Below are 14,475 nucleotides of genomic sequence, written 5' to 3'. Positions count from 1 at the left end.
CCCGGACCTGCGGTCCGACCTCTCCCTCAGGGGAGAGGTGAGAAGCGGCCCCCTACCCCACCGTCCGCTCGACGACATGATGCCCGTCGAGGGTCGCATGACCTTCCGGCTCCGCGACGATTTCCGCCGCGCGTTTGAGATCCGGCGTGACGGCTTCGGCGAGCAGAGTCCTGACGGCCTCATCGAGGGTCATCGTGGTCTGGTTGGGGCTGCCGAGGCGGCGGATCGACACTGTCCGCTCGGCCGCTTCCTTCTTGCCCACCACCAGCAGCACCGGCACCTTGGCGAGCGAATGCTCGCGCACCTTGTAGGTGATCTTCTCGTTGCGCAGATCCGCGTTCACGCGAAGACCCGCCTTGTCGAGCGCTCTCACCACCTCGTTGGCATAGTCATCGCCATCCGACGTGATGGTGGCGACCACCGCCTGCACGGGCGCGAGCCAGAGCGGGAAATGGCCGGCGAAATGCTCGATGAGGATGCCGGCGAAGCGCTCCATCGAACCGCAGATGGCACGGTGGACCATGACGGGCGTCTTTTTCTGGCCGTCGTGATCCACATAGAACGCGCCGAAACGCTCAGGCAGATTGAAATCGACCTGCGTCGTGCCGCATTGCCAGTCGCGGCCGATGGCGTCGCGCAGCACGTACTCGAATTTCGGCCCGTAGAACGCGCCTTCGCCCGGATTGATCGCGGTCTTGATGCGGCCGCCCGATTGATCCTCGATCTGCTTCAACACGCGGGTCATCACGTCTTCGGCGTGATCCCACATGTCGTCGGAACCGACGCGCTTCTCGGGACGCGTGGAGAGTTTCACCACGATGTCGTCGAAGCCGAAATCCGCGTAGGTCGAGAGGATCAGGTCGTTGATCTTCAGGCATTCGTCGGCGAGCTGTTCCTCGGTGCAGAACACATGCGCGTCGTCCTGCGTGAACGCGCGCACGCGCATCAGGCCGTGCAGCGCACCGGACGGTTCATAGCGCGAGACGGCGCCGAACTCCGCGAGCCGCAGCGGTAGATCGCGATAGGATTTCAGCCCGTGCTTGAAGATCTGCACATGACCGGGGCAGTTCATCGGCTTGATGGCGAAGACGCGATCGTCTTCGGTCTGCGTCACGAACATGTTCTCGCGATACCAGCCCCAATGGCCCGAGGTTTCCCACAGGGCCTTGTCGAGAATCTGCGGCGCGTTGACCTCCTGGTAATCGACCTTCAGGCGGCGGCGCATGTAGGAGATCAACTCCTGAAACAGCGTCCAGCCTTTCGGGTGCCAGAACACGACGCCCGGCCCCTCCTCCTGGAAATGGAACAGGTCCATCTCGCGGCCCAAGCGGCGATGATCGCGCTTCTCGGCCTCTTCGAGCTGCATGAGATAGGCGTCGAGATCCTCCTGGGTGGCCCAGGCGGTGCCGTAGATGCGGGTCAGCATCGGGTTGTTCGAATCGCCGCGCCAATAGGCGCCCGCCACCTTCATGAGCTTGAAGGCATTGCCGATCTTGCCCGTCGAGGTCATGTGCGGGCCGCGACAGAGATCGAACCACTCGCCTTGCGCGTAGATGTTGAGGTTCTGGCCTTCGGGAATCGCGTCGATGAGTTCGAGCTTGTAGGTCTCGCCCTTGTCGGCGAACACCTGCTTGGCCTTGTCGCGTGTCCAGACGTCCTTGGTGAAGGGACGGTCCTTCGCGATGATCTCGCGCATCTTCGCCTCGATGGCGACGAAGTCTTCCGGCGTGAAGGGCTCGGGCCGCGCGAAATCGTAATAGAAGCCGTTCTCGATCACCGGGCCGATGGTCACCTGCGTGCCGGGAAAGAGTGCCTGCACGGCCTCCGCCAGAACGTGCGCGGCATCGTGCCGGATGAGTTCCAGCGCACGCGGATCGTCGCGGGTGAGAAACTCGATTTTCGCGTCCCTGGCGATCGGTTCGGCAAGATCGACGACCGTGCCGTCGAGCGCCATCGCGACGGTGCGCTTGGCGAGGGACTTGGCGATGCCTTCGGCGATCTCGCGGCCGGTGATGCCGGCGGCGTAGGGGCGCGCGGCGCCATCGGGAAATGTCAGGGTAATCATGAGACGCGTTCTCCTTGCTCACTCCTGCCAACAAAGCAGGTAAGCGGGCCGACGGGATCGAGGATGACGTGCAGGATCAGTCGCCGTCAGGTTCGACCGCCTCGCAGATGATCGCGGGGGCATTGACGCCTCGCCAGCGGCCATAGGCCCACGGCTTATACCAGGAGGCCCCGGCGGGCAATGTTTCGGGTACGAGATCGAGACCCGAAGTGCCGAAGGGTCCGCAGCGGCAGATTCGCGCCACGCCGATCCACCCTCCGGCCCAGAAGCCGTGACGCTGGATCGCCTCGTCGGTGTATTCCGAGCAGGACGGCAGATGCCGGCACTGGCGGCCGATCAGGCCGGACAGGCTGAGCTGATAGCCCCGGATCGCCAGATGGGCGGCTTTTTGCGGCAGATTGGCCATTATCCGGTGCGCGCGGCCGCGATCTGGTCCAGCGCATCCACCACCGCGTCGAAGGTCAACAGAATCGAGGCGTGGCGGGCCTTGTAGTCCCGCAGGGGCTCGAGCACCTCGAGATCGGCCCATTTGCCGGAAGGCGGCTTGCCGTCGGCTGTGAGGATCCGACGCGCGGTCTCGCGGATGGCGCGCAATTCGTCGACGGTCGAGTCGACCACGTGACGGCCCATGATGGCGGATGACGCCTGTCCCAGCGCGCAGGCCTTCACCTCATGGGCGAAGGCCGTCACGCGCCCGCCCTCGACCTTGAGATCCACGATCACCACCGAGCCGCAGATCTTCGAGCGCGCGGTCGCGGTGGCATCGGGATTTGCCAGGCGCCCGAGCCTTGGGATGTCGGCGGCGAGGGCGAGGATGCGGTGATTGTAGATGTCGTTCAGCATGGATCGGTCGGGCAAAGGGGCTGGGACAAGTCCATATAAGCACGATCGCCGCCTCGTGCGACCCGCCTTGACGCCAACGGCGCGGCGGGTGTTCAAGCGGCGGGCGGTTCCATCTCCCCGGAGGTTTCATCATGTGCGCGTCCCACTCCTTCCCGGCTCCCGGAGCGAAGGCAGAACTCGAAGAGGGAACGGCGCTCACGCCGCGTTTCGGCGCCGATGGCCTCGTCACCTGCGTCACCACCGACGCGCAGACCGGCGAATTGCTGATGGTCGCCCACATGAATGCCGAGGCCTTCGCCAGGACCATCGAGACCCGGGAAGGCTGGTACTGGTCCCGCTCCCGCTCGGAGCTCTGGCACAAGGGCGCAACCAGCGGCCAGATCCAGAGCGTGGTGGAAATGCGGATCGACTGCGATCAGGATGCGGTGTGGCTCAAGGTTCGCGTGGCCGGCGACGGGGGGTGCTGCCACACGGGGCGCCGCTCCTGCTTCTATCGGAGGATTGACATCTCCGACGGCCGCCCGACCCTCATCCCTGATTGAAAGGCGGTTTCATTCACGCCGTCTTCATGAGCCTTTGGCAGGATGGTCGACGTTGTGGAGTTCAGCCATGTTTTGGGATGGAATTGTCCGGCGGCATGCCGGCTCCGGAGATGGCGGAGAGCCAGTTGCCATGAATGACGCACCCGAATATGGCCCGCGCTCCAAGCTGAAGATCGGGGTGGCTCTGGGCGGCGGCGCCGCTCGCGGATGGTCGCATATAGGCGTCATGCGAGCCCTCGACAGCGCGGGCATCGTGCCCGACATCATTGCCGGCTGCTCCATCGGCGCCGTGGTGGGCGGATGCTATGCGGCGGGCAAGCTCGATCAGCTCGAGGAATTCGCCCGCTCGCTCACGAAGCGGCGCGTCATGGGCCTTCTCGATTTTCACATCGGCTCCGGGCTCATCTCCGGCAGTCGGTTGCAGCGCCTGCTGGAACACGATCTGGAAGACCGGCTCGTGGAAACCCTGCCGATCAAGTTCTGCACCATCGCCACCGAGTTGGTTTCCGGCCACGAGATCTGGCTGACGCGCGGTTCTCTCGTGCGGGCCCTGCGGGCTTCTTACGCGCTCCCGGGCGTCTTCGACCCGGTGATGATCGACGGCCGCTGGCTGATGGACGGCGCCCTCGTCAACCCGATCCCGATCACCGCCGCCCGGGCCATGGAGGCGGACCTCGTCATCTGCGTCAATCTCAACGGCGAAATCCGCATCCGCGGGACGGTGATCCAGCATTTCGAGACCGCCTCCAGCGACGAACTCGACATCGAGGAGGCGCTGTCGGAGCCGCGCCGCTGGGGCATCTTTCCACCCGCCCGCACGCCGAAGCGTCAACCGGATGCGCCGGGCCTCGCCACCATCATGGTGGATGCGTTCAACATCATGCAGGACCGCATCGCCCGGTCGCGGCTCGCCGGCGATCCGCCCGACATCATGATCTCGCCCAAACTCGCCAAGATGGGCCTGTTCGAATTTCACCGGGCGGAGGAATCCATCGATCTCGGCAGGCAGGCGACGGAGCGCGCGATCCCCGAGATCCTGGAACTCATCAAGGAATCGCAGCTCGTCTGATCAGGCGGTCGCGATGTAGTCGCGGATCGCCTGGGTTTCGGCCTCGATCTCGGCCAGCCGGTATTTCACCACGTCGCCGATCGAGATGATGCCGGTGAGCTTGCCGCCTTCGACTACCGGGACATGCCGGAACTTGCCGTTGGTCATGGCCTCCATGAGGTCGTTGATGGAGCTGCCGCTCGTGCAGGTGACGACCTTCGCGGTCATGAAGCGCGAAACCGGCTGATCGAGCGATGCCGCTCCATGATCCGAAATGGCCCGGACGATGTCCCGCTCGGAGATGATGCCCGACACCGGATGCTCGCCATCGCTGACGAGGACTGCGCCGATGCGCTGCTCGGCGAGCATCCTGACGGCTTCCCCGAGGGTGTGGTCGAGGGGGATCGACACCACCTCGTGGCCCTTGGTCGATAGGATGTGACTGACGGACATGCTCGCCTCCCTGGCTACGCAACGCCGGAAACTATCCCTGCGTCAGGCTGTCGATGATCCTGCCAATTCGCGGGATTTTCAAGCCGACATGCGCTCGCGGCGGGTGGGAAGCGGGTCGAGGGCAGGAAAAAGCACCAAGCCTGCGAGAAAACCGCCGATATGCGCCTCCCAGGCAATGCTGGCATCGGTTGCGCCGAAGGGCTGAACGAACGCGAACACGTAATTGGCCGCGAACCACACCCCGAGAAAGATCAGGACCTGCCGGTTGCGCACGATTCGCCCGAGGCTCTCGCGCTGACGCTCGTGAGGCTGGCTGACCCGGCCTTCCGGCAGCCAATGCGACGGTGCGAACATGAACCAGGACGCGGCCGCCATCATGCCGGACACGGCGGCCGAGGCGCCGATCATCGGCAGGATCTGCAGAGGATTGATCCACGCATACAGAAGCGCGCCACCGATGGCGGATGCCGCCGCCAGCAGCAGCAGCCGCACGCCGCCGCAGCGCCGCGCGATGGGCGTGCCGAAGGCTGCCAGCCACACCGAGTTGATCAGCACATGGGTCCAGGAGCCATGCAGGAAGGCGTAGGTGATAGCGGTCCACGGCCTACCCTCGCCTTCCCCGAGGACGTATTGCGCCAAGTCCTGCAAGGGCGCGAGGACCTCGGCCGGCGCGACGCCCTCAAGCGCCGTCAGCACCTCCTTCATCGACGCTCCCCCGTAGGCCACGGACCAGCGCGCCGGGATCACCGCCCAGTCGACGACCAGGGCGAAGTCGGAACCGTCCGACAACAGCATGCGCAGCGCATGAATGACGACGAGGACCGCAACCGACAGGAAGACGATTGTCGGTAGGTTGAAGATCGGCTCGCGCCGCGTCCGCACGGGGTCGGGTGTCATGAAGAGGCTATTCTCCGAGGCTGCCTTTACGGTCGGCTGCCGGATGTGTGAGTCGCTGGCGGGCACCGTCGCGCGCCGGGCGGCAAATCGAAAGGATAATTGTTCGTCCGCGCGCCCCGTGGCAAGATTCGAGGGCTCGCGGCGCAGGCGAATACGCAACAACATCACCTTGCAAATATTTGTTAACCTTAATGGAACCGACGCTCCCCGCGACGCGTTAACCCACCCTTTACTTTCCGCTTGAGCCCTTAAATCAGCCGTGTCAGTTTGGTTAAAAGAACATTAACCAAGCGGTGGGGCATGCGGCAGCAAAATTTCAAAGGAGTCACGGTTCGTGACCGAAATGCCAAGTCCGGGCTCAAGGCCGGCCTTTCGGCTCTCGTCGCAACCTTCGCCCTTCTCGCTTTCCCGCTCGCCGCTTCGGCCACCAACGCGCAGACGCTCGCAGCCCTTCCCTCCGTCAGCCAGCCCATCGGCGATATCGGCGCGGCCAAGCCGATCCAGGGTTGGGTGAAGTTCTGCGAGACCTATCCGGGCGAATGCGCCGTCGACGTGTCGGAGCCGTCCGTCGTCGAGATCACTCCGCAGATCTGGAAGACCATCGTGTCGGTGAATCAGCGGGTGAACGCGACCGTCAAGCCGATCACCGATCAGGACCATTGGGGCGTCGTCGACCATTGGGGTTTCCCCAATGACGGCCAGGGCGATTGCGAGGATTTCCAGCTCCTCAAGCGCCGCATGCTGGTCGATGGCGGCCTGCCTCGCCGCGCCATGCGGATGACGGTGGTCATCGACGAACTCGGCGAAGGTCACGCGGTGCTGATGCTGCGCACCAACCAGGGCGATTACGTGCTCGACAACAAGACCTCGTCGATCCTCCCCTGGGAGAAGACCGGCTACGTGTTCATCAAGCGAGAAAGCCAGAGCGCGGAGACCTGGGTGTCCCTCGGCGGCATCACGTCCCCGACCATCGGCACGCCCACCACCACCGCCAACAAGTAAGGGCCAAGGCGGATCAGCGGATCCGCTTCTGCTGCCTCGAAAAAGGCGGATCAGCCGATCCGCTTCGGCTGCTTCGAAAAGGCGGATCAGTCGATCCGCTTCAGTCCCTTTGAGAACCGCTTCCAATTCTCGACATAGCGCCGCGCCGATTCGCTCAAACCCGCGATCGTGGCGGCGTCGAGAACCCGGATCGCCCTCGCGGGCGTGCCGACGATCAGCGAATTGTCGGGAAATTCCTTGCCCTCGGTCACCAGCGCTCCCGCGCCCACTAGGCAATTCGCACCGATCCGGGCGCGGTTGAGCACCGTCGCGCCCATGCCGATGAGCGAATTGTCGCCGATCGTGCAGCCATGCAGGATCGCCTTGTGCCCGATGGTGCAATCGCGGCCGATGGTGAGCGGCGCGCCGGGATCCGTGTGGAGAACGCAGCCCTCCTGGATGTTCGAACCCGCTCCAATGACGATGAGCTCGTTGTCGCCCCGCAGAGTCGCCCCGAACCAGATGCCGACATCGTCGGCAAGGCGGACGCTGCCGATCACGTGGGCATCGGGCGCGATCCAGAACCGCCCGGGGCCGGGCAGTTCGGGAACGCGCTCATCGAGGGCATATATCGGCATCGCGGGTCTGCTCAGGCCTGTTCTTCGAGGTCCGTATCGAGGATCGCCATCGTGAAGTTGAACGAGCGGTCGCCGTCCTCGTCATCCACGAACAACACCCCGAGGAACTCCTCGCCCACATAAACCTCGGCCGAATCGGTCTTCTTGGGCCGACCGACGACGCGGATCGCGCTGTTCGCGAAAGTCTGGCGCAGGTAACGCTCGACTTTGGCCATCTCCGTCTTTTCCACGATTGTTCCTTTCAAAGAGAATGCTGGGTCGCTGCACTTGCCACGCCGCGCCGGAGCGGGCAACCCGCCAGAGAGCAATCGCCAAGGCTGCCGTCAGATCCCTTCCATGAGGAAATGGTTCATGGAGCGGGACGGTTCTGCGCAGCCGGCGCTGCCGATGACCTTGGCGGGGACGCCGGCCACGGTGGCGTTGGCCGGAACCGCATGGAGCACCACGGACCCCGCGGCGACGCGGGCGCAATGGCCGACCTCGATATTGCCGAGGATCTTGGCGCCGGCGCCGATGAGCACCCCGTGGCGGATCTTCGGGTGGCGGTCGCCACGTTCCTTGCCGGTGCCGCCGAGCGTCACGTTCTGCAGCATCGACACATTGTCCTCGACCAAGGCAGTCGAGCCGACCACGAGGCCGGTGGCGTGGTCGAGGAAGATGCCCCGACCGATGCGGGCCCCCGGGTGGATGTCGGTTTGGAAGACTTCCGACGACCGGCTCTGGAGATAAAGGGCAAAATCCTGCCTCTGCCGGTTCCACAGCCAATGGGCGAGCCGGTGGGTCTGGATGGCGTGGAAGCCCTTGAAATAGAGCACCGGCTCGAGCGCGCGCGTGCAGGCGGGGTCCCGGTCCATGACCGCCACGATGTCGGCCCGGAACGCCTCGCCCAGGGTCGCGTCGTCGGCGAACGCCTCGCGAAAGGTCTGCTCGATGATATCCGCGCCCATGGCCGCGTGGTCGAGGCGGGAGGCGACCCGGTGGGCGACGGCGGCTTCGAGATTGGGCTGGTGGAGAATGGCGCTCAGGGCAAGCCCGGACAAAGCCGGTTCGGCGGAGATCACCGCCTCGGCCTCGCCGCGGAGGCCGTCCCAGACCGGGTCCAGAACGCGGATTTTCTCCGGGGCCGCCGGCTTGAGGCGTGTCTGCGTCATGAACGATTCTCCCTGCCGGGCCGGGTCGGATTGAACTAGCATCAAGAGGCTAGATAGGCCGTCCTTCCCCCGAACCCTAGATCAGAAATCCCCATGACCGCGTTTTTTTCGTCGTTTCATCCCCGGCTGGTGACCAGCCTCACCGGCGCGGTGGCAACGATCGCCATCGACAATCCCTCGAAATTCAATGCCGTCGATTACGGCATGTGGTGCGCCTGGCCCGCTCTGGTGGCGGCGCTCGATCGCGACCCGGCCGTGCGGGTCATCGTCTTGCGGGGCGGCGGCGACCGAAACTTCGCATCCGGCGCCGACATTGCCGAATTTGCGACCCTGCGCGCCGATTCCGAAGGCGGAAGACGCTATGAGGCCGCCAACGAGGCCGCGTTCCTGGCCGTCGCCGAATGCTCCAAACCCGTGATCGCGATGATCCGCGGCTTCTGCCTGGGCGGCGGGTTCGCCCTTGCGCTGTCGTGCGATCTGCGCATCGCCACGGAAAATGCGGTCTTCGGCATCCCGGCGGGCCGCCTGGGGATCGGCTACCCGCCCGGGACGATGAAACTCGTCACGGCCGCGGTGGGTGGTCCGGCCGCCAAGGACCTGTTGTTCACCGCCCGTCGGGTCAAGGGCCCGGAGGCCTTTCGTCTCGGGCTCATCCAGCGCCTCGTGCCCGAGGCGGACCTCGAGAATGAGACCGCGGCGCTGGCCGCCTCCATCGCCGCCAACGCGCCCTTGACCCTGAAGGCCGCCAAGGCCGCCATCGATTCCTCACTCGGCAATCCCCATCGCGGCGTCGACCCGACGATGCTGGCGGATTCGTGCTTCGACAGCGCGGATGCCGTCGAGGGTCGGCAGGCGTTTCTCGAAAAGCGCGATCCGATTTTCCGGGGATGCTGATAATCTGCGCCACCACAACCTGATGCCAGAGCGGAACCATTCCCTTGTCGCGATCCGAACGTCTGCTCGATCTCCTTCAGGTCCTCCGTCGGCATCGGCGTGCGGTCAGCGGACGCGTTCTGGCGGACGAACTCGGTATCAGCATCCGCACCCTTTATCGCGATATCGCGGGCGAGCCCGGGGTCGGCTACGTGCTTCGCCCGGGCTTCATGCTGCCGCCGCTCATGTTCTCGGAGGACGAGATCGAAGCCTTGGTGCTGGGATCGCGCTGGGTAGCAGACCGGGCCGACGGCCCCTTGAGTTCAGCCGCCCGCCAGGCCCTTTCAAAGATCGCCGCCGTCCTGCCTCCCGACCTTCGGCAGAACCTCGAGGCCTCGGCGCTCCTCGTGGGGCCCGGTGCCGCGATCGTTTCGGACAGCATCGATCTTCCGGCGATCCGCAAGGCTATCCGAGCCGAGCGCAAGCTCGAGCTCGCCTATCGCAACGGCTCCGGAGCGGTGACCCGCCGGGTCATCTGGCCCTTTGCGCTCGGCTATTTCGACCACGTCCGGATTGTCCTGGGCTGGTGCGAAACGCGTGAGGCTTTTCGGCATTTCCGGACCGACAGGATTTCCCATCTGCAGGTCACCGACAGCCGTTACCCCCGCCGCCGTCACAGCCTTCTGCAGGAATGGCGGCAACGGGAGGGAATTAGCCGGCCGCTTGATTGATGCTGCCGGAAACTGACAGCATGTCCGCCTAGGGTTCGGCTCCGACCAACACAGGAGCACCCAAAATGATTCATCCGAGCTACCTTCTCCTCTACGTGGAAAGCCCCGAGGCGAGCGCACGCTTCTACGGCGCGTTGCTGCAGACCGCACCCGTGGAATCCTCCCCGACCTTTGCGCTCTTCGTCCTCGATTCCGGTCTGAAGCTGGGTCTCTGGGCGCGCGATACGGTCGCGCCCGCCCCCGTTGCGCCGCCCGGCGGCAGCGAGATCGGATTCAGCCTCGCCGGCGACAGCGCGGTGGATGAGACGTTCGTCGATTGGAAGGCGCGCGGCGTGCCGATGATCCTCGATCCGACCACCCTGGAATTCGGGCGCTCTTTCGTCGCCCTCGATCCGGACGGTCACCGCCTGCGGGTTTATGCTCTGGCGGATGGTTGAAAGTGCGGTCGGTCAGGCGCTGAGGGCAGCCGGCACCTGCGCGCCTTCGCTGCGGTAGACGAAATACCGCCCCTCCGACACTCCGGTCCCGGCCGAGATGTCGGCGCAATGGGGAAGCACGAAGGCGCGGTCGGCCACCAGCAGGCCGCCGGGCTGCAGGAGCGCTTCCAGCAAGGGCGAGACCCGCCGGGCGAGCGTGCGATTGCGGTCCTCGTCGCCGGTGCCGATATCCACGTGGATGAGGGCGGCGCATCCGGCTCCGAACCGCTCGATGAACGCCGGCAGCGTATCGAAAATGTCGCCGACGGACAGGTAGGCCTGAGGTGGGGTGCAGGACGGATGGGCCGCGGGGGAGCGCTCGAAAACGTAGATCTCCCGGCCCGGAAGTCTGTCGCGCAGATGATCGTAAGTCCTGCCGTTGCCGAGCCCGAGCTCCAGAACGAAGCCGGTGGGTGCGATTTCACCCGCGGCCCAGTCGAGCAGGTCCCGCTGGGCCGTCAAACGCCGGATGGCACTGTCGAGACGCGTCATTGAATTCTCCTGCCTTTACGTAAATGGCAGGTTTGCGCATCAGATCAACAGCGTAAGGGGCTCTGGTGCGAGAGATCAGCCCGCACCTCATGTTGAATCTCAACATGAGCGGGGAGGCGCAAGCGCTTGTGTGAAATCAAGTTTGGGCGGGACTGTCAGGGGCGCGCGGCAAGAAATTCCAGCACCGCCTGCTTGTGCGCCCGATCACCTACTGCGAGGTTGTGATCGCGGCCCGGGATGTCGAACGAACGCGCATGCGGCATCAGGTGTGCCAGCGCCGAAGCCGAACCGGCGATCGGATCGTTCGTCCCCACCGAGACAAGGGTCGGCAGGCGGATCGACGCGACCTCGGCGGGCGTCAGCACCTGCCGGGAGCCGCGAATGCAGGCCGCGAGCGCCTTGAGATCGCTCTTCGTCTGCTCCGCGAAGGCGCGGAACATCCGTTGCATGGGATCGGTGAGGTCCTCCAGCGAGGGCGCCTCCATGGCGTCGGCGATGCCAAGCGGCAGACCCACCCCCTCGACCAGATGGATGCCGAGGCCGCCAAGCAGAAGGGAGCGCATCCGCTCGGGGGTCGCAACCGCCATATGGGCGCCGATCCGCGCGCCCATGGAATAGCCCATGACGTCCGCCCGTTCGAGATCGAGATGGTCGAGCAGGCGGCAGGCGTCCTCGGCCATGAGGAACGACTCGTAATCTTCTGGCCGATAAAGCTTTTCACTTTTCCCGTGACCGCGATTGTCGAACGCGATGACCCGGTAGCCGGCCTTGTTGAGTGTCTTCACCCATTGGGTATTCACCCAGTTGACCGCGTGGTTCGAGGCGAAACCGTGGATGAGCAGGACCGGATCGCCTCGTCCCTCCTCGGGGGGAGAATCGAGATACGCGATGCTGACGCCGTCGGAATTGAAAAACCGCATGAGGTAGCCGGGGGTTCGTGGGGGTGCCGGCCACCCTAGAAGAATTGACCTCAGGAGGGAAACCTTCGGCGATCCGAAATCCGCGTCGTTTGCCCCCTGTGCAATCCGACCGGCCGCCATTATGGTGCGGCCAAATTCCGCCAACATGACGAGCAGACACGATGGCTTCCAAGGGCACACCGCATTTTCAAAACGATCTGGGCGTGACGACGATTCACGTGGGATCGAAGGAATTCATGTGCATCGGCGCGAAGCCTCCCTTCGACCACCCCCATATCTTCATCGACATGGGCAAGGACGACGAGATCATCTGCTCCTATTGCTCGACCCTGTTCAAATACGACCCGGCCCTCGCTTCCGGTGCGGCCCGGCCCGCCGAATGCGTGTGGGAAGTCATCCCGGACGCCGAACCCGTTCCTTAAAGTGCCGGGACTGTCCCTCGCGGTCGTCGGCGCCGGCATCGGCGGCTTGACCGCGGCCCTGGCGCTTGCCCGACGCGGCCATCGGGTGACGCTCATCGAGCGGCGGACCGGCTTCACGGAGGTCGGCGCCGGGCTGCAATTGTCGCCCAATGCCAGCCGCATCCTCCTCGATCTCAACCTCGGCAATGCGCTGAAACGCGTCGTCAGCGAACCGGACGGCGTGACCATCCGCGCCATCGGGTCCGGACGCGAACTCGGCGGCGTCGCACTCGGGGCATTCATGCGCCGCCGCTACGGCGCGCCCTATTGGGTGGCGCACCGGGCCGACCTGCAGCGCATCCTGCTGGACGCCGTGCGCTCTCAGCCGGCGATCCGCCTGGTGATGGGCCGCAGCGTCGAGGAGGTTGCGGATGGTCCCGACGGCGCGAGCCTCACCTTTTCCACCGCCACCGGCGCGCGCGACACGCTTGCCATCGACGCCATCATCGGCGCGGACGGCCTCTGGTCGACCATGCGGGCGAGCCTCGGGGACACAGCCCCGCCGACCTATCGCGGCTCCATCGCGTGGCGGGCCGTGATCGAAAGCGGCAAGGCTCCCGGCGAACTGGCAGGTAACCGCACCGGCCTGTGGCTCGGGCCCCGCGGCCATGTGGTGCATTACCCCATCGCCGGCGGCACCCTGATCAACATCGTGGCGATCGAGCAGAACCCGGAGCCTGTCGAGGGCTGGGCCGCCCCCGGAAACCGCGAGACCCTGCTGGCGCAATATTCCGCCGCCGCCCCTGCCCTGCGGGCGCTTTTGGCCGCGCCGGACGAATGGCTGCGCTGGTCGTTGTTCGACCAGCCCGTCGGACGGATCGCGGGCGGCCGCCTCGGACTTCTGGGCGACGCCGCTCATCCCGTCCTGCCGTTCCTCGCGCAAGGCGCGGCGCTCGCCATCGAGGATGCTGCGACGCTGGCCGCCTTGCTTCCCGGCGATCCCCGCGAGGTGCCGGATGCGTTTGCCGCCTACGCGCTCGCCCGCCGCGACCGCGCCCGCCGGGTGCAGGACGAGGCCCGTCGCAACGGCCGGATCTATCATGCCTCGACGCTCGTCGCTTTCGGCCGAAACATGGTGATGGGCCGGCTCGGCGCCGAGCGCATGACGGCGCGCTATGACTGGCTCTATGGGTTCAAGACCGGGGATAAAGGGTAGAGACCGGATGCCACCTTCGCCGATCCGTATAGTCGCCCTCGCGGCCGCCATCGCCGTCCTGCCCGGCGGCGCGCCGTGGGCCGTCGCGCAGGAAACCCGCCCGCGAGGTTGGCGCGAGGTCAAATGCGAGCGGTACACGAAAGGCTGGTCCGAGGCGCTCGCCCGCCGCGGCACCAAGGGGTTAGGGCGCGAATTCCTCGACGCTCATGCGGCCTTCCTCGCCTCCGGCTGCACGACTAAGGCCGATGTGTGCCCGCGCTCCGCCGAGGAGCTCGACCTCGCCAACATCATGGTGGTCATCGCCATGAATGCCGGAACCGCCAGCACCTTCCCGCCCTTCGCCTGCCGGAAGTGAGGGGGCCGCCTCTCCGGGGCGTCTAGCCGGCGACCTCTCCCGGTAGCGGAAAACGCCCGCCCGCCGGGAAGCCCCGGCTTGCGCTTCCGCCTCCCGCCCGATAACCGTCTTGACCAATGCGGACGTGGCGAAACTGGTAGACGCAAGGGACTTAAAATCCCTCGGGCATGCCCGTGCGGGTTCGACCCCCGCCGTCCGCACCACCCTCCTTGAGAATGCACAACGCAAAGCGCGTCCCGATCTAGCCTCCCGAGAAATCTTGCAAAGGGCGTCAATCGCGCTATATTGTTCTTGCTAGCCAAGTGAGGGTTCGCGTCAGCGAGCCCCAGCCCTTCGGGCCTTGGTTGGCTTTTTCATTCCAGGAATCTCTTTATAAACCTCATAGGTCCGAGA

General features: G+C 65.3%; 19 protein-coding genes and 1 tRNA gene. 10 read left to right on the top strand and 10 right to left on the bottom strand.

The genetic code is table 11. From position 1 onward, the window contains the following. Positions 1-52: 52 nt before the first annotated feature. From thrS to AC1DVM_RS19370, 3 genes are all read right to left on the bottom strand, one after another. On the bottom strand, positions 53-2,065 hold the full coding sequence (gene thrS, locus AC1DVM_RS19380) for a threonine--tRNA ligase (protein WP_477257121.1): 2,013 nt from the start codon (positions 2,063-2,065) through the stop codon (positions 53-55). 76 nt (positions 2,066-2,141) lie between these two features. Continuing rightward, positions 2,142-2,471: a membrane protein insertion efficiency factor YidD gene (yidD, locus tag AC1DVM_RS19375; RefSeq protein WP_477257119.1), complete on the bottom strand. Its 330-nt coding sequence runs from the start codon at positions 2,469-2,471 to the stop codon at positions 2,142-2,144. Next, positions 2,471-2,908: an iron-sulfur cluster assembly scaffold protein gene (locus tag AC1DVM_RS19370; RefSeq protein ID WP_477257117.1), complete on the bottom strand. Its 438-nt coding sequence runs from the start codon at positions 2,906-2,908 to the stop codon at positions 2,471-2,473. Before AC1DVM_RS19370 ends, yidD begins: the two co-directional genes overlap by 1 nt. Before the next feature lie 131 nt (positions 2,909-3,039). Here AC1DVM_RS19370 and hisI point away from each other — a divergent pair, with 131 nt between their 5' ends. Both hisI and AC1DVM_RS19360 read left to right on the top strand, forming a co-directional pair. Further along, positions 3,040-3,450 (top strand): phosphoribosyl-AMP cyclohydrolase, encoded by a 411-nt coding sequence (gene hisI, locus AC1DVM_RS19365; RefSeq protein ID WP_477257115.1) that lies wholly within the window; start codon positions 3,040-3,042, stop codon positions 3,448-3,450. Positions 3,451-3,517: 67 nt separating this feature from the next. Further along, complete coding sequence (locus AC1DVM_RS19360; protein ID WP_477257113.1) at positions 3,518-4,519, top strand: patatin-like phospholipase family protein; 1,002 nt, start codon at positions 3,518-3,520, stop codon at positions 4,517-4,519. On the opposite strand, the gene AC1DVM_RS19355 is transcribed toward AC1DVM_RS19360, so the two are convergent. Further along, positions 4,520-4,951 (bottom strand): CBS domain-containing protein, encoded by a 432-nt coding sequence (locus tag AC1DVM_RS19355; protein ID WP_477257111.1) that lies wholly within the window; start codon positions 4,949-4,951, stop codon positions 4,520-4,522. 78 nt (positions 4,952-5,029) lie between these two features. Next, positions 5,030-5,848, bottom strand: coding sequence for a rhomboid family intramembrane serine protease (locus AC1DVM_RS19350; RefSeq protein ID WP_477257109.1), 819 nt, complete (start codon positions 5,846-5,848; stop codon positions 5,030-5,032). Positions 5,849-6,148: 300 nt separating this feature from the next. On the opposite strand from AC1DVM_RS19350, the gene AC1DVM_RS19345 reads away from it, so the two are divergent. Beyond that, the gene (locus AC1DVM_RS19345; RefSeq protein WP_477257107.1) at positions 6,149-6,850 is read left to right on the top strand and encodes a transglutaminase-like cysteine peptidase; all 702 of its coding nucleotides are present in this window, start codon (positions 6,149-6,151) and stop codon (positions 6,848-6,850) included. Positions 6,851-6,936: 86 nt separating this feature from the next. Here the strand turns inward: AC1DVM_RS19345 and AC1DVM_RS19340 are convergent, their stop codons facing one another. The 3 genes from AC1DVM_RS19340 to cysE all read right to left on the bottom strand — a co-directional run bounded on the left by AC1DVM_RS19340 (position 6,937) and on the right by cysE (position 8,618). Continuing rightward, a complete protein-coding gene (locus tag AC1DVM_RS19340) occupies positions 6,937-7,467 on the bottom strand; it encodes a gamma carbonic anhydrase family protein (RefSeq protein ID WP_477257105.1) in 531 nt (176 codons plus the stop codon). Positions 7,468-7,478: 11 nt separating this feature from the next. Further along, positions 7,479-7,682: a DUF3126 family protein gene (locus tag AC1DVM_RS19335; RefSeq protein ID WP_477257123.1), complete on the bottom strand. Its 204-nt coding sequence runs from the start codon at positions 7,680-7,682 to the stop codon at positions 7,479-7,481. Between the two features lie 108 nt (positions 7,683-7,790). Next, positions 7,791-8,618, bottom strand: coding sequence for a serine O-acetyltransferase (gene cysE, locus AC1DVM_RS19330; RefSeq protein WP_477257103.1), 828 nt, complete (start codon positions 8,616-8,618; stop codon positions 7,791-7,793). A gap of 93 nt (positions 8,619-8,711) precedes the next feature. Between cysE and AC1DVM_RS19325 the strand changes: the two genes are divergently transcribed. The 3 genes from AC1DVM_RS19325 (at position 8,712) to AC1DVM_RS19315 (ending at position 10,659) form a co-directional block, all read left to right on the top strand. Beyond that, on the top strand, positions 8,712-9,512 hold the full coding sequence (locus AC1DVM_RS19325; protein WP_477257101.1) for an enoyl-CoA hydratase: 801 nt from the start codon (positions 8,712-8,714) through the stop codon (positions 9,510-9,512). Between the two features lie 44 nt (positions 9,513-9,556). Then, positions 9,557-10,222, top strand: a complete 666-nt coding sequence (locus AC1DVM_RS19320; protein WP_477257099.1) for a helix-turn-helix transcriptional regulator — start codon at positions 9,557-9,559, stop codon at positions 10,220-10,222. Between the two features lie 65 nt (positions 10,223-10,287). Beyond that, positions 10,288-10,659, top strand: a complete 372-nt coding sequence (locus AC1DVM_RS19315; RefSeq protein WP_477257097.1) for a VOC family protein — start codon at positions 10,288-10,290, stop codon at positions 10,657-10,659. A 12-nt stretch (positions 10,660-10,671) separates the two neighbouring features. Here the strand turns inward: AC1DVM_RS19315 and AC1DVM_RS19310 are convergent, their stop codons facing one another. After that, positions 10,672-11,190, bottom strand: coding sequence for a class I SAM-dependent methyltransferase (locus AC1DVM_RS19310; protein ID WP_477257095.1), 519 nt, complete (start codon positions 11,188-11,190; stop codon positions 10,672-10,674). 155 nt (positions 11,191-11,345) lie between these two features. After that, the gene (locus tag AC1DVM_RS19305; RefSeq protein ID WP_477257093.1) at positions 11,346-12,110 is read right to left on the bottom strand and encodes an alpha/beta fold hydrolase; all 765 of its coding nucleotides are present in this window, start codon (positions 12,108-12,110) and stop codon (positions 11,346-11,348) included. Positions 12,111-12,271: 161 nt separating this feature from the next. Here AC1DVM_RS19305 and AC1DVM_RS19300 point away from each other — a divergent pair, with 161 nt between their 5' ends. From AC1DVM_RS19300 to AC1DVM_RS19285, 4 genes are all read left to right on the top strand, one after another. After that, entirely contained in the window at positions 12,272-12,532 is a 261-nt protein-coding gene (locus tag AC1DVM_RS19300) for a zinc-finger domain-containing protein (protein WP_477257091.1), read from the top strand. Position 12,533: 1 nt separating this feature from the next. Next, complete coding sequence (locus AC1DVM_RS19295) at positions 12,534-13,727, top strand: FAD-dependent oxidoreductase (protein WP_477257089.1); 1,194 nt, start codon at positions 12,534-12,536, stop codon at positions 13,725-13,727. A 7-nt stretch (positions 13,728-13,734) separates the two neighbouring features. Next, the gene (locus AC1DVM_RS19290; RefSeq protein ID WP_477257087.1) at positions 13,735-14,082 is read left to right on the top strand and encodes a hypothetical protein; all 348 of its coding nucleotides are present in this window, start codon (positions 13,735-13,737) and stop codon (positions 14,080-14,082) included. Between the two features lie 118 nt (positions 14,083-14,200). Further along, positions 14,201-14,285, top strand: a tRNA-Leu gene (locus AC1DVM_RS19285). The last annotated feature ends 190 nt before the right edge of the window (positions 14,286-14,475 follow it).

It is taken from the genome of Microvirga sp. P4_A5, assembly GCF_056402495.1.
Note: the sequence above shows the minus strand (reverse complement) of the source record. Positions and strands in the feature narration are given on the sequence as shown.